This window comes from Micromonospora sp. BRA006-A, from assembly GCF_033433935.1.
Lineage (GTDB): Bacteria > Actinomycetota > Actinomycetes > Mycobacteriales > Micromonosporaceae > Micromonospora > Micromonospora aurantiaca.
Window position 1 is genome coordinate 2,178,482 of the sequence record NZ_JANCLW010000001.1, and the last position, 20,081, is coordinate 2,198,562.

At 72.0% G+C, this 20,081-nt stretch carries 16 protein-coding genes; 12 read left to right on the plus strand and 4 right to left on the minus strand.

All coding sequences use genetic code 11. The features are described from left to right. Positions 1-23 precede the first annotated feature (23 nt). The 4 genes from NMK34_RS10465 to NMK34_RS10480 form a co-directional block, all read right to left on the minus strand. Positions 24-2,453, minus strand: coding sequence for a ricin-type beta-trefoil lectin domain protein (locus NMK34_RS10465; RefSeq protein WP_318333207.1), 2,430 nt, complete (start codon positions 2,451-2,453; stop codon positions 24-26). A gap of 287 nt (positions 2,454-2,740) precedes the next feature. Further along, on the minus strand, positions 2,741-3,016 hold the full coding sequence (locus tag NMK34_RS10470; protein WP_053065541.1) for a cellulose binding domain-containing protein: 276 nt from the start codon (positions 3,014-3,016) through the stop codon (positions 2,741-2,743). Beyond that, a complete protein-coding gene (locus NMK34_RS10475; RefSeq protein WP_318333208.1) occupies positions 3,013-4,170 on the minus strand; it encodes a cellulose-binding protein in 1,158 nt (385 codons plus the stop codon). The genes NMK34_RS10470 and NMK34_RS10475 overlap by 4 nt, the downstream gene beginning before the upstream one ends. Positions 4,171-4,443: 273 nt before the next feature. Then, positions 4,444-4,797 carry a hypothetical protein gene (locus NMK34_RS10480; RefSeq protein WP_318333209.1) on the minus strand — a complete coding sequence of 118 codons (354 nt, stop codon included), beginning with the start codon at positions 4,795-4,797 and terminating at the stop codon, positions 4,444-4,446. A 290-nt stretch (positions 4,798-5,087) separates the two neighbouring features. Here NMK34_RS10480 and NMK34_RS10485 point away from each other — a divergent pair, with 290 nt between their 5' ends. From NMK34_RS10485 to NMK34_RS10540, 12 genes are read left to right on the plus strand one after another with little or no spacing between them, the layout of a single operon-like run. Further along, positions 5,088-6,743 (plus strand): ABC transporter substrate-binding protein, encoded by a 1,656-nt coding sequence (locus tag NMK34_RS10485; protein WP_318333210.1) that lies wholly within the window; start codon positions 5,088-5,090, stop codon positions 6,741-6,743. A gap of 15 nt (positions 6,744-6,758) precedes the next feature. Beyond that, positions 6,759-7,769 (plus strand): ABC transporter permease, encoded by a 1,011-nt coding sequence (locus NMK34_RS10490; protein ID WP_318333211.1) that lies wholly within the window; start codon positions 6,759-6,761, stop codon positions 7,767-7,769. Next, positions 7,769-8,653, plus strand: a complete 885-nt coding sequence (locus NMK34_RS10495; protein WP_194800793.1) for an ABC transporter permease — start codon at positions 7,769-7,771, stop codon at positions 8,651-8,653. The genes NMK34_RS10490 and NMK34_RS10495 overlap by 1 nt, the downstream gene beginning before the upstream one ends. 2 nt (positions 8,654-8,655) lie before the next feature. Then, positions 8,656-10,689 (plus strand): dipeptide ABC transporter ATP-binding protein, encoded by a 2,034-nt coding sequence (locus tag NMK34_RS10500; RefSeq protein WP_318336314.1) that lies wholly within the window; start codon positions 8,656-8,658, stop codon positions 10,687-10,689. Further along, entirely contained in the window at positions 10,686-12,737 is a 2,052-nt protein-coding gene (locus NMK34_RS10505; protein WP_318333212.1) for a hydantoinase/oxoprolinase family protein, read from the plus strand. The genes NMK34_RS10500 and NMK34_RS10505 overlap by 4 nt, the downstream gene beginning before the upstream one ends. After that, the gene (locus tag NMK34_RS10510; RefSeq protein ID WP_318333213.1) at positions 12,734-14,422 is read left to right on the plus strand and encodes a hydantoinase B/oxoprolinase family protein; all 1,689 of its coding nucleotides are present in this window, start codon (positions 12,734-12,736) and stop codon (positions 14,420-14,422) included. Before NMK34_RS10505 ends, NMK34_RS10510 begins: the two co-directional genes overlap by 4 nt. Then, positions 14,415-16,085 carry a hydantoinase B/oxoprolinase family protein gene (locus NMK34_RS10515; RefSeq protein ID WP_318333214.1) on the plus strand — a complete coding sequence of 557 codons (1,671 nt, stop codon included), beginning with the start codon at positions 14,415-14,417 and terminating at the stop codon, positions 16,083-16,085. The genes NMK34_RS10510 and NMK34_RS10515 overlap by 8 nt, the downstream gene beginning before the upstream one ends. Continuing rightward, the gene (locus NMK34_RS10520; RefSeq protein ID WP_318333215.1) at positions 16,082-17,347 is read left to right on the plus strand and encodes an amidohydrolase family protein; all 1,266 of its coding nucleotides are present in this window, start codon (positions 16,082-16,084) and stop codon (positions 17,345-17,347) included. Before NMK34_RS10515 ends, NMK34_RS10520 begins: the two co-directional genes overlap by 4 nt. After that, positions 17,344-17,757 (plus strand): nuclear transport factor 2 family protein, encoded by a 414-nt coding sequence (locus tag NMK34_RS10525; protein ID WP_318333216.1) that lies wholly within the window; start codon positions 17,344-17,346, stop codon positions 17,755-17,757. The genes NMK34_RS10520 and NMK34_RS10525 overlap by 4 nt, the downstream gene beginning before the upstream one ends. Beyond that, positions 17,754-18,758, plus strand: a complete 1,005-nt coding sequence (locus NMK34_RS10530; protein WP_318333217.1) for a zinc-binding dehydrogenase — start codon at positions 17,754-17,756, stop codon at positions 18,756-18,758. The genes NMK34_RS10525 and NMK34_RS10530 overlap by 4 nt, the downstream gene beginning before the upstream one ends. Next, complete coding sequence (locus NMK34_RS10535) at positions 18,755-19,084, plus strand: TIGR04076 family protein (protein WP_318333218.1); 330 nt, start codon at positions 18,755-18,757, stop codon at positions 19,082-19,084. Before NMK34_RS10530 ends, NMK34_RS10535 begins: the two co-directional genes overlap by 4 nt. Further along, positions 19,081-20,079 carry an LLM class flavin-dependent oxidoreductase gene (locus tag NMK34_RS10540; RefSeq protein ID WP_318333219.1) on the plus strand — a complete coding sequence of 333 codons (999 nt, stop codon included), beginning with the start codon at positions 19,081-19,083 and terminating at the stop codon, positions 20,077-20,079. The genes NMK34_RS10535 and NMK34_RS10540 overlap by 4 nt, the downstream gene beginning before the upstream one ends. The last annotated feature ends 2 nt before the right edge of the window (positions 20,080-20,081 follow it).

Below are 20,081 nucleotides of genomic sequence, written 5' to 3' on the forward strand. Positions count from 1 at the left end.
TACGGTCGGCGAAGGTCGGGCCGTCACGCCCGGCTCCACTTCTGGCTGCTGCCGCCGGTGCAGGCGGACAGGACGATCGGGGTGCCGTTGCCGGTACCGCCGCCGTTCGGGCTCAGGCACAGTCCGGACTGGACGCCGGTGATCGTGCCGTCGGTGTTGACGTTCCACTGCTGGTTGGCGCCGCCGTTGCAGTCCCAGATGATGACCCGGGTGCCGGACGAGGTGCCCTGGCCCTCGGCGTCGAGGCACTTGCTGCCGTACACCTGGAGCTGCCGGCCGGAGGTCGCCGTCCACTGCTGGTTCGCGCCGCCGTTGCACTCCCACAACGTGGTCTGGGTGCCGTTGGTCTGGGACTGGTTCGGCACGTCCAGGCAGCGGCTGGAGTTGGGGTTGAGCAGGGCGCCGCTCGTACCCCCGGGGTTGCCGCCCGGGCCGGCGACCACCGACAGGTTGTCGAACTGGGCGGTCCCGCCCTGGCTGGTGCCGAAGCCGACCTGGCCGGTGCCGAACGTGGAGTCGGTGACCGTGCCGACGGTCGTGCCGTCGATGGTGGCGGTGATGGTGGAGCCGGCGAAGCCCAGCGCGAGGCTGTGCCAGCGGCCGGTGCCGAGCGCGGCGACGTTCCCGCTGCGCAGCGTGGCGAGCTGCCCGGCGGTGTTGTTGCGCAGGATCGACCATGAGCCGGAGTCGGTGACGCGCAGGAAGTAGCCGTTGTACCGGCCGATCGGGTCGAGGTTCGTGGTGCCGACGCGGCCCTGGATCTGGGCGTAGCCGGACTGTTCGAGCAGGACGTCGGCGGCGACGGTGTAGTTGCCCCAGCTCAGGTTCCCGCCGTAGGTGGCCGGGTCGGCGAGCGTCTTCCAGGTGATCGGGGCCTGCGCGGACATCTGCCGCAGGCACATGCCGGCCCGGCCGCCGCCGCAGCCGACGGTCTCGAACGCGCCCTGCATGTCCTGGAGGTACTTCGGTATCCGACCGGCGGCGTACCCGTCGAAGTCGTCCCGGTACGGCAGGCCGAGCGAGCCCTGTGCCGGGCTGGTGGCGGTGCCCTTGCCCTGCCCGGTGGTCGTGGTGACGGTGTAGAGGTGTCCGGGCTGGACAGTGAGCGAGAACGATCCGCCCGACGGGGTGATGTCCGCGCCGCGGACGAAGAAGTCGTTCGGGTTCGTCGAGTTCAGGTTCGTGGACCACACGTGCACCTGACCGGTGGGGAGGCCGCCGGTGACGTTCACGGTGAGCTGCTGCGCCGATGTGGCGTCCATGGTCTCGATGACGGTGCTGTAGTCGCCGCCGGTGGGGGAGCGCAGCGACACGTAGCTGCCGTTGTTGCGGTTGCCGCCCAGGTAGCCCGAGGACGAGTCGAGGTAGCGCCAGCCGGGCGCGGTGAACTGGGTGGTGTGCGCCAGCGCCCAGGTGTTCTTGCCGACCGAGTACCAGCCGGACCAGGGCTGGTTGGCCAGGATCAGCCCGACCGTGGACCAGGGTAGGTTCGGTGTGATCGCGGCGATCAGATCCCAGTTGAGGTAGGCGACCATCCGGCCGTCGATGTAGCCGCGGTTGATGCCGCGGGCGAGCGGCTTGGCGCCGTCGTTGTAGTCCTGCGAGCCGCCCTCGCTGTTCCACAGCGTCTTGCCGGTGCTGGTGGCGGTGGACGAGACGGTGCAGGTGGTCTGCGCGCTGAGGTAGCCGCACGGGTAGTGGCCGCTGAGCACGTCGATGCTGTTGCGCAGCGTGGTGTTGCTGGCGACGGCGTTCGCCGGGCCCCAGCTGCCCGGGTAGTCGTCCCCGTAGATGATCTTCACGCCGCTGTACCCGTTGGCGTTCAGCGCCTGGCGCAGGCTGATGGTCCAGTTGGCGTCGGTCCGCTTCTCGTTCTGGGCGGCGGTGATGTAGTCCATGGTGAGGTTGTGCTGCCGCGCGCAGCCCAGCCAGTCCACGAAGTAGTTGATCATGCCCTGGGACATGAAGTTGCCGTTGCCGATCCACCCGGGAGCACCCCAGGGCAGTGCCGCCAGCTTGATGGCGGGGTTGCGGGCCTTGGCCTGCTCCATGATCCACCACTGGTAGCCGCGGTTGCAGTTCAGGTCGCCCCGGACGTGCTCGTGGCTCGGCTCCGAGCCGCTCGTGGAGTTGGTGTCGCCGCCCATCTCCACCTTGAGGATCTGCAGCGCGGCGCCGTAGCCGGGCTTGAACAGGTAGTCCAGGATCTGCCCGCGTTGCGGCTCCGGATAGTCGATCAGCAGCCGGCTGTTGCCGCCGCCGCCGCTGACCGCGCCGACCCCGTCGAACGTCCGGCCGCCGGAGGCGCCGTTGACGGTGATCGTGGTGGCCGCCTGCGCGGGGGGCGCGGCGAGGGTCAGGCCGCCGGCGGTGGCGGCCAGGGCGAGAACCAGGGCGGGTGTGACGAGACGCGATGGCCCGGATCGGGCGGGCCGGGGACGGGGGATCACCATGACGGCTCCTCGGGTACGCGCGACCGTCCGGCCGGCGGGGCCGAGTGTCGCGAGTTGTGGATGGCCGTCGGTGTAAACGCTAACAAGAGTCGCGCTGCGTTCCCCAGTTGGTGGTGGCGATGGCCTGCGGGATCGCAAATGTTAGCGCAAACATCGACCAGAGTTAATTAGAGCATATCCGGGCCTCCGACGGGACCGCACGTCGTCCCGACTGGTGCCGGGCCGGGGACGGCGCGGTGCCACCCCACGGCCCGGCTCCCCGTGCGGGGATCGGCGGGCCGGCCCGGTCATGGGCTGGTGCAGCTGACGCCGCTGGGCGCCGTGGCGCCGTTCCCGGTGGCGGTGAACCCGAACGTCGTCGAGGCGTTCGCGCCCAGCGTGCCGTTGTACGCCGCGTTGCGGACCGACACCGAGCCGGAGGTGCCGGTGTTGACGCCGTTCCAGAGGCTGCTGATCGCCTGGCCGGAGGCCAGGGTCAGGCGTACGGTCCAGCCGTTGAGCGTGGTGGCGCCGTTGTTGGCCACGGTGACCTCGGCCTGGTAGCCGCCGGGCCAGGTGTTCACGGTCCGGTAGGTGGCGGTGCAGGCGCCCGGCTCACCGCTCGGCGGCGGGGTGGTCGGCGGCGGCGTCGTGCCGCCGAGTTCCTTGATCCGGATGTTTGGTAGCCGCCGGGCCAGGTGTTCACGGTCCGGTAGGTGGCGGTGCAGGCGCCCGGCTCACCGCTCGGCGGCGGGGTGGTCGGCGGCGGCGTCGTGGGCGGAGGCGTGGTGGGCGGGGCGGTGGTCGGCGGCGCGGTGGTCGGCGGCGGCGTGGTGGACGCGAACTGGCTGAAGAACCGCCAGATCTCCCCCGACGTCCAGGTCCGGGAGTCGTTCGGGCTGGACGACCCGTCGACCGGGCTGGGGGTGTGGTCGCCGTCGAACGCGGCCCACTGCACCGGGTAGCCCTCGCGGCAGCCGGAGTACGTGGTGGTGATGTGGGTGAGGCTGCCCCGGCTCGGCTCGCGCGGGCTCTGCGCGGTGCAGCCGTTGTTGCGGACGAACGTGTCGCGCAGCGACCGGCCCATGGAGATGTTCAGGACGCTGTCGTAGATGCCGTGGATGCCGAAGTAGGCGACCGGCTGGGTGCCGCCGTTGCAGCCGCTGAGGTTGGCGCCGGAGATGACGGTGACCGCGCGGACGACGTTGGGCCGGGCGCAGGCCACCGCGTAGCTCATCGCCCCGCCGTAGCTCCAGCCGAGCGCGAACCGCTGGCTGGTGTCGACGCAGAGGTCGTTCTCGATCTGCCGGGAGATGTCGTCGAACAGCGTCAGGTCCCGGCCGTTGGTGTTGGCCCAGCCGTTGTCGATGCCCTGCGGCGCGACGAAGATCGTGCTGTTGTTCGACAGCGGCAGCAGGCCGTAGTAGCCGGCCGAGGCGACGTTGTTCGCCGAGCCGTTCAGCCAGTGGAACCCGAAGATCAGCCGGTACGGGCGGTTGCGGTCGTACCCGTCCGGGATGCGCAGGATGTAGCTGCGGTTCTGGCCGCCGCTGGAGATGGTGCGCGTCCCGCTGGACAGCGTGGGCGCCTTTCCGCAGCCGGCGGTCGCGGCGAGCGTGCCGTTCGTCGACGCCTGCGCCGTCTCGCCGAGGCCGCCGTTGAGCGCGCCGCCGGCGACCGCAGCGAGGAGCACTGCCGCTGCGGCGATGGATGAGAGAAGGGGTGTTCGTTTCGCCATTGCTGGACTCCTTGCCCTGGGTGGCGGTGCAGGCCGGGCCGTCCATCGATGCCGACGTCGCCTGCGAAGAGGGCGCGGAGCCGCGCGTGCGGCCGGGGCCGAAGTCGTCCGTTGGCCGCCTGCGTCGGCGTGCATCGGCGGAGCGGCCCGGACTGGTCACCGACCGGCGGGGCGGCGAGGACGGTGCCCCGGGTCGCCTTGCCGGTTGCGGGGGTGACGGGGAGCGTGCCCTTCGCTCCCGTGCCGGAACATAGCAGGTTATCGATAACATGTTCAACCGGCCGGGTCCGGCGGAATACCGGGTGGACGGCCGGGTGAGCGCTCACAGGTGAGCGCGGCGCAGGCGGCGCCGTCCGCTCGGGCGCGGCCGGCCGGGGCCGGCAGGTCGCAGCCGGCGAGGGCGTCCGGCTGGGGCACTCGGGCGAGGTCCGCCTCGGCGGCGGGCGCGATCTCGTGCAGCCGGCCGCGCAGCCGCACCAGGTCGGGTGTGAGCGCGTGGGAGACGCCGCCGCCGAGGACGATCACCTCCGGCTCGTAGGCGACCACCGCCGCGGCGAGGATGACCAGCAGCGCCTGCTCGACGTACTGCTTGACCGGTGCCAGGAGGGGGCCGGCCGAGCGGAACACGTCGGCCGCGTCGTCGAACGACAGGCCGCGCGCACGATGACCCCGGGTGTCCCTCCCGGGGTCATCGGCGTCTTCCGGCCCCGTTCGATCCGTCGTACGTAACGTTTCGGTGAACTCCTGTGAACGCTGACACGGGAGTCATCCCGCACTTCGGGAGCGCTCAAATTTCACAGCGCGGGCGTGTTCGGTGAACACCGTTCACCCTATTGTTCACTCGTGCCTAATCCGGTAGAACACCAGGTAGGTCCGCAGCTCGGGCCATTCGCCTCGTGCTTCTAGGAGGGCTTCTCATGGCTCGTTCACCCCGTCCGGGCGCCTCCTCGCCCGCGCTCTCCCGCCGCGGCGTCCTGCAGTTGGGTGGCAGCGTCGCGCTCCTGTTCGCCACCGGCGCCTGCGCCGCGGACAGCGGCAGCAAGTCCACGGACGGCAAGTCCGGCGGCGCCTCCGCCAAGACGCTGCGCATCGCCGTCTCCAGCTACCTGTCGAGCTGGGACCAGGACTTCGTCGGTTTCGACCTGACCGCGCTGATGCTCTACAAGAACGTATTCCCGTACCTGATCGACTACGGGGTCACAAACGCCGGCGGCAGCCAGATCCTCGACACCCAGAACATCACCCCGACGTTCGCCGAGTCGTTCGAGCCGGACGCCGAGCAGAAGGTGTGGACGCTCAAGCTGCGTCGCGGCGTCAAGTTCGCCAGCGGCAACGAGATGAAGGCCGCGGACGTGAAGTGGTCGAAGGACCGCGCGTTCGCCGCCCAGGCCAACGTCGCCGGCGTCTACCGCACCATCGGCCTGACCAGCGCGGACCAGGTCAAGGTCGTCGACGACTACACGGTGGAGTTCCACCAGGCGTTCCCGAGCGCGCTGACCCGGCAGATCCAGGCGATCTCGCTGTACGTCTTCGACTCCGTCGAGGCCAAGAAGCACGCCGGCGGCAGCGACCCCTGGGCCAAGGAGTGGTTCGCGAAGAACCCGCCGACCGGCGGCTACTTCAACGTCGCCAAGGCCACCCAGGGCCAGGAGATCGAACTCAGCGCGAACACCGGCTACCCGGGCCCGGACCCGGCCAAGACGCCGACCATCCGGATCTCCGTGGTGCCGGCCGCCTCCAACCAGCGCCTCCAGCTCCAGGCCGGTGACATCGACATCGCCCTGGGCATCAGCCAGCGCGACATCCAGGACCTGAAGAAGGCCCCAGGCATCAAGGTCATCTCGGCGGCCAGCAACCGCCAGGTCGCCATCCAGATGTCGGTCACCGCGGCGCCGTTCAACGACGTGAACGTCCGCAAGGCGCTCGCGTACGCGGTGCCCTACGAGCAGATCATCAACAACGTGTACGGCGGCGACGCCCGCGCGGCCAAGAGCCCGGTCCCGCTGGACATGCCCGGCTACGACGAGAGCGGCTACCCGTTCACCTACGACCTGGAGAAGGCGAAGGCCGCGATGGCCGCCGCCGGCCGGGCGTCGCTCGACTCCGAGCTGGTCTTCGAGGCCGACAACGAGGAGCAGCAGAAGATCGCCGTCCAGGTCCAGGGCGAGGCGGCCAAGGCCGGCATCCGGCTCAAGCTGACCCCGCTGGACCCGGCCACCCTCGGCGAGCGGCGGACCAAGAAGAACATCCCGCTCCAGATCACCTCCGGGCAGCTCTGGGTGGACGACGTCGAATACATGCTGGCGACCAGCTTCGTCAAGGGCGCCAACCTCAACTACTCGAACTACAGCAACCCGGAGATCGAGCAGATCTACGAGAAGTCGCACACCACAGTCGACACGGCCGCCCGTAACGCGCTGTGGAAGCGGGTCCAGGAGATCCTCGCCGCCGACGTGCCGTGGGTGGTCATCTGCCAGCCCAACTTCAACCTGCCCGTCCGGGAGTCCGTCGCCGGCTGGGTGCAGCCGATGGACGGCCTCGCCCGCCTGCGCTACCTGAGCGCGTCGGCCTAGGAACGTCACCCACCCATGCGTATCTTCCGCTTCGTCGTCAGGCGACTACTCCAGCTGATCCCCGTTCTGCTCGGAGTGGTCGTCCTGGCCTTCCTCCTGGTCCGAGTGCTGCCGGGCGATCCGGTCCGCAGCATCCTCGGGCAGAACGCCACCGAGGAGGACGCCGCCGCCGCCCGGGCCCGCTTCGGGCTGGACCAGTCCCTGTGGCAGCAGTTCCTCGACTACCTCGGCGGGCTGCTCACCGGTGACTTCGGGACGTCGATCCAGAGCGGTAGCTCCGTGGGCTCGGAGATGGCGCTGCGGGTGGGTCCGACCCTGGAGCTCGTCGTCATCTCGGTGAGCATCGCGCTCGTGGTGGCGACGGTGCTGGGCATCTGGTCGGCCAAGCGGGCCAACCGGGCCGGCGATCACAGCGTCCGGATCTTCGCGCTGGTCGGCAACTCCGTACCGGAGTTCTGGCTCGGCCTGGTGCTGGTGCTCGTCGGCTACAGCATCCTCGGCTGGTTCCCGGCGCCCAACGGCCGGGTCGACCCGGACACCGGCCTGACCCCGCTCACCGGCGCCGACCTCGTCGACGCCGTCCTCACCGCCAACGGGCCGGCGATCGCCTCGGCCGCGGCGTACCTGGTGCTGCCGGTGCTGACCCTCGTGGTCGGCGTGATGGCCCCGCTGCTGCGCAGCGTCCGGGCCTCCGCGCTGGAGGTGCTGCACTCGGAGTCGTACGCCGCGGCGAAGGCGCACGGGCTGCGCGACCGCACGCTGCACTACGGCTACCTGCTGCGGGCGACGCTGGTCCGGCTGCCGTCGCTGGCCGCGCTGGTCTTCGGTACGGCGATCGGCTCCACCGTGCTCGTTGAGTACGTGTACTCGTGGCAGGGCTTCGGCCAGTGGGCCCTGCGCGGCCTGCTCTACCGGGACTACCCCGTGGTGCAGGCGTCGGTGCTGGTCATCGCGCTGTGCTACGTGCTGGTGTTCCTCATCGCCGACGTGGTCCACGCGATCCTCGACCCGAGAGTGAGGCTCTGATGGCCGAGCTGCGAACCGTCCCCGACGGTCCCGCCGCCGCGCCGGTGGTCGTGCCCGGCGGCGACCGGGACAGCCGGTTCGCCCGCCGCATGATCATCGCCGGGGCGAGCATCCTGTCGGTGGTCGCGCTGCTGGCGGTGTTCGCGCCGCTGCTGAGCCAGTGGGGCGAGACCGAGATCGACGCGGCGAACACGCTCGTCGCGCCGGGCGGCAGCCACCTGCTCGGCACCGACGGCAACGGCATGGACATCTGGAGCCGGGTGCTCCACGCTGCCCGGCTCGACCTGGGCATCGCGCTGGCCGCGGTCGCGCTCGCGGTGGTCGTCGGCACGCTGCTCGGCCTGGTCGCCGGCTACTTCGGCGGCTGGCTCGACGACGTGCTGATGCGGGTGGTCGACATCTTCCAGTCGTTCCCCACGTTCATCCTGGCGCTCGCCGTGGCCGCGCTGCTCGGCAACGGCACCATCAACCTGATCATCACGATCGCGGCGGTGAACGCGCCGGCGTACGCCCGGCTGGTCCGCGCCGAGGTGCGGTCGCTGCGGGAACTGCCGTTCGTGGACGCCGCCATCACCTCCGGCGCGTCGCCGGTCGGCGTGCTCTGGCGGCACCTGCTTCCCAACAGCCTCACCCCGGTCCGGGTGATCGCGCCGCTGAACTGCGGCTGGGCCATGCTCACCCTGGCCGGGCTCTCCTTCCTCGGCCTGGGCGTGAGCATCCCCGAGGCGGAGTGGGGCGCCATGATCAGCCTCGGCGCCGCGGACGTGGTCGGCGGCCGGTGGTGGACCTCGGTCCCGCCCGGCCTGGCCCTGTTCGTCTGCGTCCTGGGGTTCAGCCTGCTCGGCGAAGGCCTGCAGGACCGCGCCAACGCGAAGCGGCGGTGACCATGCTGTCGATCGAGAACCTCTCCGTGACGATCCGCCGGCCCGGCCGGCAGGTCGCGGCGCTCAGCGGCGTCAGCTTCACCGTCCGGCCCGGCGAGGTCGTCGGCCTGGTCGGCGAGAGCGGCGGCGGCAAGAGCATGGTGGCCCGCGCCATCGTCGGGCTGCTGCCCGGCGGCTCGCACGCCACCGGCCGGGTGCTGTTCGGCGACTCGGACGTGCTGCGCATGGACGACACCGCGCTCGCCGCCCACCGCGGCCGGGGGGTGGCGATCTGCTTCCAGAACCCGCGCGGCGCGCTCAGTCCCACCCGCACCATCGGCAAGCAGCTCGTCGACCGGCTCGCCACCCACCAGGAGATGTCCGGCGAGCGGGCCCGCGAGGCGGCGCGCGAGCTGTTCGAGACGGTCGGCATCCGCAGCCCGCAGCGGCGGCTCGACGCGTACGCCCACGAGCTGTCCGGCGGCATGGCCCAGCGCGTGATGATCTCGCTGGCCACCGGCTGCGCGCCGGAGCTGCTGATCGCCGACGAGCCGACCACCGGCCTCGACGTGACACTGACCCGGGAGATCCTGCGCCAGTTCCGGCACGCCGCCGACACCGACGGCCGGGGCGTCCTGCTGATCTCGCACGACCTGGCGTCCATCGCGGAGGTCTGCGACCGGGTGGTGGTGCTCTACGCCGGCACCGTGGTGGAGAGCGGACCGGCCGCGCAGGTGCTGCGGGAGCCCGCGCACCCGTACACCCGGGCGCTGCTGCGTTCGGTGCCGGACGTCGGCGGCCGGCCGGTCGTCGCCACCCCCGGCGCCATGCCGCTGCTCACCGAGGCACCGCACAACTGCCCGTTCGTCGCCCGGTGCGCGCACGCCGACGGCACCTGCTCGTCCCGGCGACCGGCCACCGTGCCGGTGCCCGGCGGCGGTGAGTGGTCGCTCGCCTGCTTCCACCCGCAGACCCGGCCGCTGGACGCCGACGTACCGCTGGCGTCGCACACGCCGGTCGCGTCCGGCGCGGTCGCGTCCGGCGCGGACGCGAAGCCAGCGGTGCTGGAGATCGAGGACGCGCACGTCGTCTACCGCAGCCGGTTCGGTTCCGGCGGGCACCACGCGCTGCGCGGCGTCACGCTCCGGCTCGGGCCGGGCGAGACGCTGGGCGTGGTGGGCGAGAGCGGCTGCGGCAAGAGCACCCTCGCGAAGCTCGTGATGGGCCTGGTCGCGCCCACGTCCGGCACCGTCACGGTCGCCGGGCAGGCGCTGGTCAAGCAGCCGGGCCGCCCCCGCCCGCGCGGCCGGGCGCTGCGCCGGGCGCGCACCCGGGCGCAGCTCGTGTTCCAGGACCCGATCGGCTCGCTGAGCCCGCGCCGTCCCGTCGGCGACTCCATCGCCGAGCCGCTGCGCGCCGCGGGCCTGTCCCCGGCCCAGCGGGAGGAGCGCGTCACCGCCGTGCTGGACCGGATGGAGCTGGACCGGTCGATCCTCCAGCGCTACCCGCACGAGTTGTCCGGCGGCCAGGCGCAACGCATCGGCATCGCCCGCGCTCTGGTCGGCGAGCCGGACTTGATCGTCTTCGACGAGCCGACCTCGGCGCTGGACGTCACCGTCCAGGCGCAGATCCTCGACGTGATCGCCGACGTGGCCGCCGACGCGGACCGCGCCTCGGTGTTCATCTCCCACGACCTGGCCACGGTGCGCGGTTTCGCCGACCGCGTCGTGGTGCTCTACCTCGGCCGGGTCGTCGAGGAGGGACCGGTGGACGTCGTCTTCGACACGCCCCGGCACCCCTACACCCGGGCGCTGCTGGGCAGCGCCCCCCGCCTCGGCGGGACGACCGGGTCCGACGGCGAGGCCGTCGAGCTGGTCAAGGACCTGGAGGAAGCCGACGCCGCGACCGGGTGCCCACTGGCCGCCCGGTGCCCGTTCGTCACCGACCGGTGCCGATCGGAGCAGCAGGAGCTTCAGTCGTACGGCGAGAGCCGGGCCGCCTGCTGGCGCGTTCCCGAGCTTCCCGCCCTCATCGGAAGGCAGGCTGTCACGCCATGACCCGTCGCCCCATCCGGCTCGCCGTCGACATCGGCGGGACCTTCGTGGACGCCATGGAACTGGACACGCGCACCAACCGGGTCCGCTTCCGCAAGGCGGCCACGACCCCGGCCCGGCCCGCTGACGGTGTCCTCAACGCGATCACCGCGCTCGGCACCGACCTGTCCGAGGTGGAGCTGTTCATCCACGGCACCACCCTCGGCCTCAACGCGGTGCTGGAACGTCGTGGTGGCCGTACCGGCATCATCACCAACGAGGGCTTCCGGGACATCTTCCTGATCGGCCGCGGCAACGTGCCGTCGGACCACATGTACGACTTCCAGTACCAGCGGCCGGAGAGCCTGGTGCAGCGCCGCTTCACCGCCGGTGTGCGGGGCCGCCTCGACTACCGGGGACGCGTGGTGGAGCCGCTGGACCCGGGCAGCGTCCGGGAGGCCGCCCGCACGCTCGTGGTGGACCAGCAGGTCACCTCGATCGCCATCTGCTTCCTGCACTCGTTCCTCGACCCGAGCCACGAGCGGGAGGCCGCGCGCCTGATCCACGAGGAGTTCCCCCAGGTCAGCCTGTCGCTGTCGACGGACATCGTGCGCGAGTACCGGGAGTACGAGCGCACCAGCACCACTGTGCTGGAGGCGTACATCCGGCCGATCTTCGAGCGGTACGTGGACGAGCTGGAGTCCGGCCTGGCCGAGCGCGGCTTCGCCGGGCGCTTCCTGATCATGCGGTCCGGTGGCGGCTCGATGACCAGCGCGGTCGCCAAGACCGCACCCACGCACACCGTGCTGTCCGGCCCGGCCGGCGGCATCGTCGGCGCCGCGTACGTCGCCTCCGAGCTGGGCCGGGACAACGTGCTCACGTTCGACATCGGCGGCACCTCGCTGGACGCCTGCGTGATCGAGCGCGGCAACCCGGTCGCCGCGTACGAGGCCCAGCTGGAGCACTTCCCGCTGCTCATCCCGACGTACGACATCCGTACCATCGGCGCCGGCGGCGGCTCGATCGCCTGGCTGGACCACGGCCTGCTCAAGGTCGGCCCGCAGAGCGCCGGCGCCGACCCCGGCCCGGTCTGCTACGGCCGGGGTGGCACCAGGCCGACGGTGACCGATGCGGCGGTGGTGCTCGGCTACATGGACCCGGACCGGTTCCTCGCCGGCACCATGGGCCTGCGCGACGCCGAGGCGCGCGCCGCGATCCAGGAGCAGCTGGCCGATCCGCTCGGCCTGAGCGTGGAGAACGCGGCGGCGGGCGTGTTCGACGTGCTGCTGGCCCGCACCGTCGGCGCGGTCCGGCAGATCACCGTCGAGCGGGGGCACGATCCCCGGCAGTTCGCGCTGCTCGCGTTCGGCGGGGCCGGCCCGTTGCTGGCGCCGCTGCTGGCCCGGGAGATGGGCATCGGCGAGGTGGTCGTGCCGTTCGCGCCGTCCGGCTTCTCCGCCTGGGGCATGCTCTCGGCCGACATCGTCAACGACTTCAGCCGTACCGTGATGGCCACGCTCGACGACGCCGACCTGTCGGAGCTGGAGCAGCTGTTCAAGGCGGTCGAGGCCGAGGCGGTCGCGTCGCTGGTGGCGCAGGGCGTGCCGGCCGGTGAGGCGGTGCTGGAGCGGCAGTTCGAGCTGCGCTACCTGGGCCAGGAGCACAGCCTGATGGTCACCGTCGGGCGTGAGCTGGACCGCGACGCCGTCCGCGCCGCCTTCGACGAGACGCACCGCGCCCGGTACGGCCACACCATGGGCAACCCGCTCCAGATCCTCAACCTGCGGGTGCGCGGCATCGGGCGCACCGACCGGCCGGAGCTGGAGACGCTGCCGCGCGGCGACGGCGACCCGTCGCAGGCGCTGCTGGCGCACCGCGACGCGTACGACTTCGGGCAGCAGGCGGTGGTGCCGTTCGCGGTCTACGACCGGGCCCGCCTGGAGCCGGGCGACACCTTCGACGGACCGGCTCTGGTCGACGAGGGCACCTCCACCACAGTGGTGCCCAGCGGTCAGCGGGTCACCGTCGACGACCACGGATACCTGCTCGTCACCCTGGAGGAAGCCGCATGACCACGCTGGACGGAGCCCAGGTCGAGGTCGTCCGCAGCTATCTGCTGTCCGCCGCGGAGGAGATGCGGGCCACCCTCATCCGCACCTCCTTCAACCCGGTCATCTACGAGGTGCACGACTTCGGCCTGTCGATGTACGACGCCGACCTGCGGCTGGTCGCCGAGGCCACCGGGCTGACGTTCTTCCTCGGCGCGAACGACTTCTCGCTGCGCAAGGGCGTGGCGTACGTGGGCCGGGAGAACCTGCACCGCGGCGACGTGGTGCTGCTCAACTACCCGTACTGGAACGCGGCGCACGCGTACGACGCGACGCTGTTCGCGCCGGTGTTCCGGCCGGACGAGGCGGACCCGGACGCGGACGGCGAGCTGGTCGGCTTCCTCTGCGTCCGCGCGCACTGGATGGACCTGGGCGCGAAGGACCCGGGCTACGTGCTCGACTCGACCGACATGCACCAGGAGGGGCTGATCTTCCCGGGCACCAAGGTCGTATCCCGGGGCGAGCCGGTGCGCGAGATCCACGAGCTGATCCGCTTCAACTCGCGGATGCCCGACGCGGTGCTGGGTGACCTGCACGCGCAGATCGCCGCGCTGCGCACCGGCGAGCGCCGGATGCTGGAGATCATCGAGAAGTTCGGCCGGGACACGGTCGACCAGGCGATCGACCGGATCATCGCCGACGGTGAGGCCCGCGCCCGGGCGGCGCTGGCGACGCTTCCGCAGGGCACCTGGACCGCCGAGGACTGGGTGGACGACGACGGCATCACCGACGATCCGGTGAAGATGCGCGTCACGGTGACGATCGACGACGGGCGTTTCATCGTCGACTTCGCCGGCTCGGCCCCGGCCACCCGTGGCCCGATCAACATGCCGTTCGGGGCGACCGAGGCGATCTGCAAGGTCGTGCTGAAGTCGCTGACGTCGCGGGACGAGCCGTCGAACGCCGGCACCGTGGCGCCGCTGGAGGTGCGGGCCGAGCCGGGCACCCTGTTCCACGCCGTCTACCCGCAGCCCACGTTCACGCTCTGGACCGGCATCGTCGCGGTGGAGCTGATCCTCAAGGCGCTGGCCCAGGGCATGCCGGACCGGCTGCCCGCCTCCTCCGGCGGCGACGTGCCCGGCTTCATGATGGTCGGCCTGCACCCGGACACCGGCAAGATGTTCGCGGTCAGCAACAACGACCTGGTGGGCTGGGGCGGCACCGCGCAGCACGACGGCATGGACGCCGCCACGCACGTCTCCGGCAGCACCGGCCGGGGCACCCCGATCGAGGTCATGGAGGCCAAGACCGGGATGTTCTTCGAGCGCTGGGAGATCCGCGCGGACTCCGGTGGCGCGGGCCGGTTCCGGGGCGGCTGCGGCCTGCGGCGCGACATCCGGTTCCTGACCCCGGGCGAGTTCCTCACCGTCATCAAGAAGACCAAGAGCGCGCCGTGGGCGCTCGACGGCGGCGAGCAGCCGGAACCGAACCAGATCGTCGTGTTCCCGGGCACCGACCGCGAGCACCGGGTGAGCACCAAGCGCACCGTGGTGGCGGCGGGCGACCGGGTCACCCTGCTGACCGCCGGTGGCGGCGGCCACGGCGACCCGCGCGGGCGCGACCCCGAGGCGGTGCGGCGGGACGTGGCCGAGGGCTACGTCTCCCCGGAGGCGGCCCGGGACGTCTACGGAGTGGACGTCGATGGGTGAGCCGACGGTCGACGGGGCGACCGTCGAGGTCGTCCGCAGCCATCTCGTCTCGGCCGCCGAGGAGATGCGGGCCGCGCTGGTGCGCACCGCCTTCAACCCGGTGATCTACGAGGTGTACGACTTCGGCATCTCCGTCTACGACCGGCGGCTGCGGCTGGTCGCGGAGTCCACGGGGTTGTCCCGCTTCCTCGGCGCCAACGACTACTCGCTGCGCAAGGGCGTCGAGTACGTCGGCGTGGAGAACCTGCACCGCGGCGACGTGGTGCTGCTCAACTACCCGTACTGGAACGCGGCGCACACGTACGACGCGACGATGTTCGCGCCGGTCGTGCTGCCGGACAGCGAGGAGCTGATCGGCTACCTGTGCATCCGGGCGCACTGGATGGACCTGGGCGCCAAGGATCCCGGCTACGTGCTCGACTCCACGGACATGCACCAGGAGGGGATCATCTTCCCCGGCACGAAGGTGTACGACCGCGGCGAGCCGGTGCGCGAGATCCACGAGCTGATCCGGTTCAACTCGCGGATGCCGGAACTCGTGCTCGGCGACCTCAACGCGCAGATCGCCGCGCTGCGTACCGGCGAGCGGCGGGTGACCGAGCTGTACCGCCACTACGGCCCGGCGGTGGTCGACGCGGTCGTCGACCGGGTGATCGACGCCGCCGCGCAGCGCGCCGAGGAGGCGGTGGCCGCGCTGCCGCAGGGCAGCTGGACCGCCGAGGACTGGCTCGACGACGACGGCGTCAGCGACGACCCGATCCGGATGCGGGTCACCGTCACCGTCGCCGACGGCACGTTCACAGTGGACTTCGCCGGGTCGTCCCCGGCGGTGCCCGGGCCGGTGAACCTGCCGCTCGGCGCCACCATCGCCACCTGCCGGGTCGCGTTCAAGGGCGTCACCACGCCGCACGAGCAGACCAACGCCGGGCACTTCGCGCCCCTGCGGGTACGCGCCGAGCCCGGCACGCTGTTCCACGCGCAGTACCCGGCCGCGACGTTCACCCAGTGGACCGGCACCGTCGCGCTGGAGCTGATCCTCAAGGCGCTGGCGCAGGGCATGCCGGATCGGCTGGCTGCCTCCTCCGGCGGCGACGTGCCCGGCTTCATGATGGTGGGACGGCACCCGGACACCGGCGACATGTTCGCGGTCAGCAACAACGACCCGGTCGGCTGGGGCGGCACGCCCCGGCACGACGGCATCGGACCGGCGAACCACCTGTGCCAGACCCAGGCGCGCAACACGCCTGTGGAGGTGCTGGAGTCGAAGACCGGCATGTTCTTCGAGCGCCTGGAGATCCGTACCGACTCCGGTGGCGCCGGCCGGTTCCGGGGCGGCTGCGGCCTGCGGCGGGACATCCGGTTCGTGACGCCGGGTGAGTTCCTGACGGTGATCAAGAAGACGAAGAGCGCGCCGTGGGCGCTGGCCGGCGGCGAGCAGCCGGAGCCGAACCAGGTGGTGGTGTTCCCGGGCACGGACCGGGAGCACCGGGTGAGCACACGGCGTACCGCGGTGGCGGTGGGGGACCGGGTGACGTTGCTGACCGCCGGTGGCGGCGGCCACGGTGACCCGGGGAGTCGGGATCCGGAGGCGGTGCGACGGGACGTGGCCGAGGGCTACGTCTCCGCGCGGGCCGCCCGAGACGTTTATGGAGTGATCGCGTGAGTGCCGCCTATTCGCCCGAGCAGCCGAGCGTGCTGCTCGGCAACTGCACAGTGCTTGATGCCCGCGTGGTGGACGGCATGGCGCCCGTGACCGGTGCCGGGGTGTGGGTCCGGGGTGACCGGATCGCCGCCGTCGGGCCGTACGCCGAGGTGGCCGAGCAGGCGCGGGCCGCCGGCCGGCTGACCGAGGTGGACCTCGACGGCGCGTTCCTGACGCCCGGTCTGGTCAACATGCACACCCACTTCTCGCTGTCGCTGCCCGGCTCCGGGGGCGACAACGTCAAGGGGATGGGCGCGTACGACCTCGCCCACTACATGGCCGACGGGGCGCGGCGCACGCTGCACTCCGGCGTGACCACGGTGCGCTGCGTGGCGGAGAAGGACCACGCCGACTTCGCGTTGCGGCGGGCGATCAACGCCGGGCGCGTGCCGGGTCCGCGTATCTACACCGCCGGCCGGGCGCTGGTGTGCACCGGCGGGCACGGCCACGAGAGCAACGACACGCTCGAGTGCGACGGCCCGGTGGGCTTCCGCCACGGCGTCCGCAGCCAGATCAAGGCGGGCGCGGACCTGATCAAGGTGATGATCTCGGGCGGTATCGCCGGTGAGCACGAGAGCATCCACACGCCCCAGTTGTTCGCCGACGAGATGACAGCGGTGATCGAGACCGCGCACGCGTGGGGCCGCAAGGTGACCGCGCACGCCGGACCGGCCGACGTGATCGGCGCGGCCGTGGAGCTGGGACTGGACTGCGTGGAGCACGGCTACCAGCTCACTCCGCAGGTCGCGGCGCGGATGGCCGAGCGCGGCACCGCGCTCGTGCCGACGCTGCTGGTGACCCGGTGCAAGGAGTTCTTCGACGAGCTGGGCGTACCGGAGTGGATGCAGTGCCGGTCGCTCGGCGCCGGCCCCCGGCACCTGGAGAGCTTCGACATGGCGATCGCCGCCGGGGTGGAGGTGCTGCTCGGCAGTGACATGCCCCCGTTCTGGGAGTTCGAGGGCACCACCGCCTCGATCCGGGAGCTGGAGTACATGTCCGAGCGGATCGGCACCGCGAGGGCCATCCACGCCGGCACGCTCGGGCCGATCCGGTGGCTCGGCGCGGAGTCCGACCTCGGCACTGTCGAGGCCGGCAAGCTCGCCGACCTGATCGCGACCGACGCCGACCCGCTCGCCGACACCTCGGCGTTCCGGGACGTGCGGTGGGTGATGAAGGGCGGGCAGATCGCCCGCGACGATCGGAACCAGGAGGAGACGCGATGACGTTCGCGGATTCAGGCGCCGCGGCGATCGCCGCCGGCATCGACGACATGTACGACGCGTTCCTCGCCGGAGACCAGCAGCGGTTCGACACCCACCTGGACCCCGACGTGACCACCTGGGAGACGCACCTGCCCGGGCCGCTGCGGACCCGGGCCGAGCTGGACGAGTACCGCGCCCGGCGCGACGCCGCGGGGCAGCGGCCCCGGCTGGCGGTGCTCGCCCCGAGGGACAAGCGCATCGACGTGTGGGACGACTTCGGCGTGGCCCGGTACGAGCTGGTCTCGCAGCTCGGCCCGGACGACGAGCCGGAGATCACCCGCGTCACCGACGTGGTGCGCCGGATCGACGGCCGCTGGGTGATCGTGCACCACCACGCCGAGCTGGTCCGGGAACCGGTGGGCGCGGCGTGATCCGGCGGCTGGTCGCCGGGCGGACCGGTGAGCCGGCGGACGTGCTGTCGGTCGCCGAGCTGCCCGACGACCCGCCGCCCGGCCCCGGTGAGGTGCGGCTCGCCGTCCGTACGGTGGGGCTGAACTTCCTGGACGTCATGCTCTGCCGGGGCGAGTACCCGGTGCGGCCGGACCCGCCGATGACACCCGGCGTGGAGACGGCCGGCCGGGTCGTCGCCGCCGGAGCCGGGGCCGAGCACCTGCTGGGTCAGGAGGTGCTCGCCTGCCCGGCGCTGCCGCGCGGCGCGCTCGGCACGACAGTCACCGTGGACGCCGCGGTGGTGGTGCCGCGACCGCCCACAGTCGATCCGGTCACCGCGGCGGCGCTGCCCGTCACCTACCAGACCGCGTGGTTCGCGCTCGAACGATCCGGTCTCACCGCCGGGCAGACGGTGCTGGTGCACGCGGGCGCCGGCGGGGTGGGCATCGCCGCGATCCAGCTCGCCGTCGCCCGCGGCGCGCGGGTCCTGGCCACCGCGGGCGGTCCGGCCAAGACCGCGATCTGCCGCGATCACGGCGCCCTGGTGGCGATCGACTACACGGCGGACGACTTCGTGCCCGCGGTGCGCGCGGCCACCGGCGGGCGGGGCGTGGACGTCGTGGTGGACCCGGTGGGCGGCGACGTGTTCGGCCGCTCCTGGGAGTGCCTGGCGTTCGAGGGCCGCCTGGTGGCGGTGGGCGCGGCCGGTGGCGCGCCGCCGCCGGTGGACCCGCTGCGGCTGATGGCGGCGAACGCGACGCTCGTCGGCCTGTCCTGGGGCTCGCAGTACCCGTGGCAGCGCGCGGCGGCCGTCGAGGCCGCCTACCAGGAGCTGTTCGACATGTGCGCCTCCGGCGCGGTCCGGCCGCCGGTCAGCCGCCTCGTGTCGCTGGACGAGACGCCCGCGGCGCTCACCGAACTGGCCGAACGCCGGACCACCGGCAAGATCATCGTACGGATCGACGAAGGGGAGGGGCCGTGAGCGAGACCGCCGGCGGCGACATGGAGATCTACGACCTGAAGGTGACAGTCGACCGGATCGAGGGCCGGTCGGTGTGCGGCATGGCCGTGGGCGACCACTTCGAACTGACGAACAGCGCGCACCTGCGGCTGCCCGAGGGAAAGCATTTCTGCGTGTACGCGCTCGCCTCGGTGCTGCCCTTCCTCGCCGCCAAGCAGCGTGACCTGGCGCCGGGGGACTGGCTGGCCCAGGACTCCCACTTCATCTGCCCCGACCCGGAGGAGCGGCTCGTCATGAAGGTGGAGCGGACCTGCCGGCGCACGATGAACTCGGCGGACCTGACATGACCGTCGAGATCGGCCTCGGCCTGCAGAGCGACAAGCCGGCCGGCGCCTACGCCCGGCTGGCCCGCGCCGCCGAGGCGCACGGCTTCGACGTGCTCACCGTCTTCGGTGACCTGATGTACCAGCCGCCGATCTTCCCGCTGCTGGAGATTGCACAGGCGACCGAACGGGTACGCCTCGGCGCGGCCTGCCTGAACCCGTACTCGATGGCGCCGTACGAGATCGCCGGTCAGCTCGCCGCCCTGGACCTGGCCTCGCACGGGCGGGCCTACCTGGGCCTGGCCCGGGGGACCTGGCTGGGCGCTGTCGGCCTGCCGCAGCCGCGGCCGCTGACCACCATCGAGGAGGCCGTCCAGGTCGTCTACCGCCTGCTGCGCGGCGACCGCGGCGGCTTCGCCGGGAAGGTCTTCTCGCTCGACCCCGGCACCGCGCTGCGCTACGACGTGCAGCGGCCCGACCCGCCGCTGCTGCTCGGCGCGTGGGGCCCGCAGGGCGCGGCGCTGGCCGGCCGGATCGCCGACGAGATCAAGGTGGGCGGCAGCGCGAACCCGGACATGGTCCCGGTGATCCGGGAGCGGCTGCGGACCGGCGCGGAGAAGGCCGGACGCGACGTCGCCGACGTCGGCATCGTGCTCGGCGCGGTGACGGTCGTCGACACCGACGGCGAGGCGGCCCGCGCCAAGGCCCGCACCGAGGTCGCCATGTACCTGGCGGTGGTGGCCGAGCTGGACCCGACCGTCGAGATGCCCGACGACCTGGTCAAGCGCGTCGGTGACCTGGTCGACGCGGGCGAGGACGAGGCGGCGGGCCGGCTGATCCCGGACGACGTGCTGGACCGGTTCGCCTTCTCCGGCACCCCGGAGCAGGTCGCCGCGCAGGCCCAGGCGCTCATCGACGCGGGCGTGCGCCGGGTCGAGTTCGGCACACCGCACGGCCTCACCGACGAGCGCGGCGTGGACCTGCTCGGCTCGGCCGTCCTGCCGCTGCTGCGCAGGTGAGT

What these genes read in the sequence shown, in the direction of transcription:
- NMK34_RS10505 (WP_318333212.1), top strand. Translation starts at nt 10,686, where the DNA reads ATGACCCGTCGCCCCATCCGGCTCGCCGTCGACATCGGCGGGACCTTC.
- NMK34_RS10490 (WP_318333211.1), top strand. Translation starts at nt 6,759, where the DNA reads ATGCGTATCTTCCGCTTCGTCGTCAGGCGACTACTCCAGCTGATCCCC.
- NMK34_RS10495 (WP_194800793.1), top strand. Translation starts at nt 7,769, where the DNA reads ATGGCCGAGCTGCGAACCGTCCCCGACGGTCCCGCCGCCGCGCCGGTG.
- NMK34_RS10515 (WP_318333214.1), top strand. Translation starts at nt 14,415, where the DNA reads ATGGGTGAGCCGACGGTCGACGGGGCGACCGTCGAGGTCGTCCGCAGC.
- NMK34_RS10540 (WP_318333219.1), top strand. Translation starts at nt 19,081, where the DNA reads ATGACCGTCGAGATCGGCCTCGGCCTGCAGAGCGACAAGCCGGCCGGC.
- NMK34_RS10510 (WP_318333213.1), top strand. Translation starts at nt 12,734, where the DNA reads ATGACCACGCTGGACGGAGCCCAGGTCGAGGTCGTCCGCAGCTATCTG.
- NMK34_RS10485 (WP_318333210.1), top strand. Translation starts at nt 5,088, where the DNA reads ATGGCTCGTTCACCCCGTCCGGGCGCCTCCTCGCCCGCGCTCTCCCGC.
- NMK34_RS10465 (WP_318333207.1), bottom strand. Translation starts at nt 2,453, where the DNA reads ATGGTGATCCCCCGTCCCCGGCCCGCCCGATCCGGGCCATCGCGTCTC.
- NMK34_RS10475 (WP_318333208.1), bottom strand. Translation starts at nt 4,170, where the DNA reads ATGGCGAAACGAACACCCCTTCTCTCATCCATCGCCGCAGCGGCAGTG.
- NMK34_RS10525 (WP_318333216.1), top strand. Translation starts at nt 17,344, where the DNA reads ATGACGTTCGCGGATTCAGGCGCCGCGGCGATCGCCGCCGGCATCGAC.
- NMK34_RS10500 (WP_318336314.1), top strand. Translation starts at nt 8,656, where the DNA reads ATGCTGTCGATCGAGAACCTCTCCGTGACGATCCGCCGGCCCGGCCGG.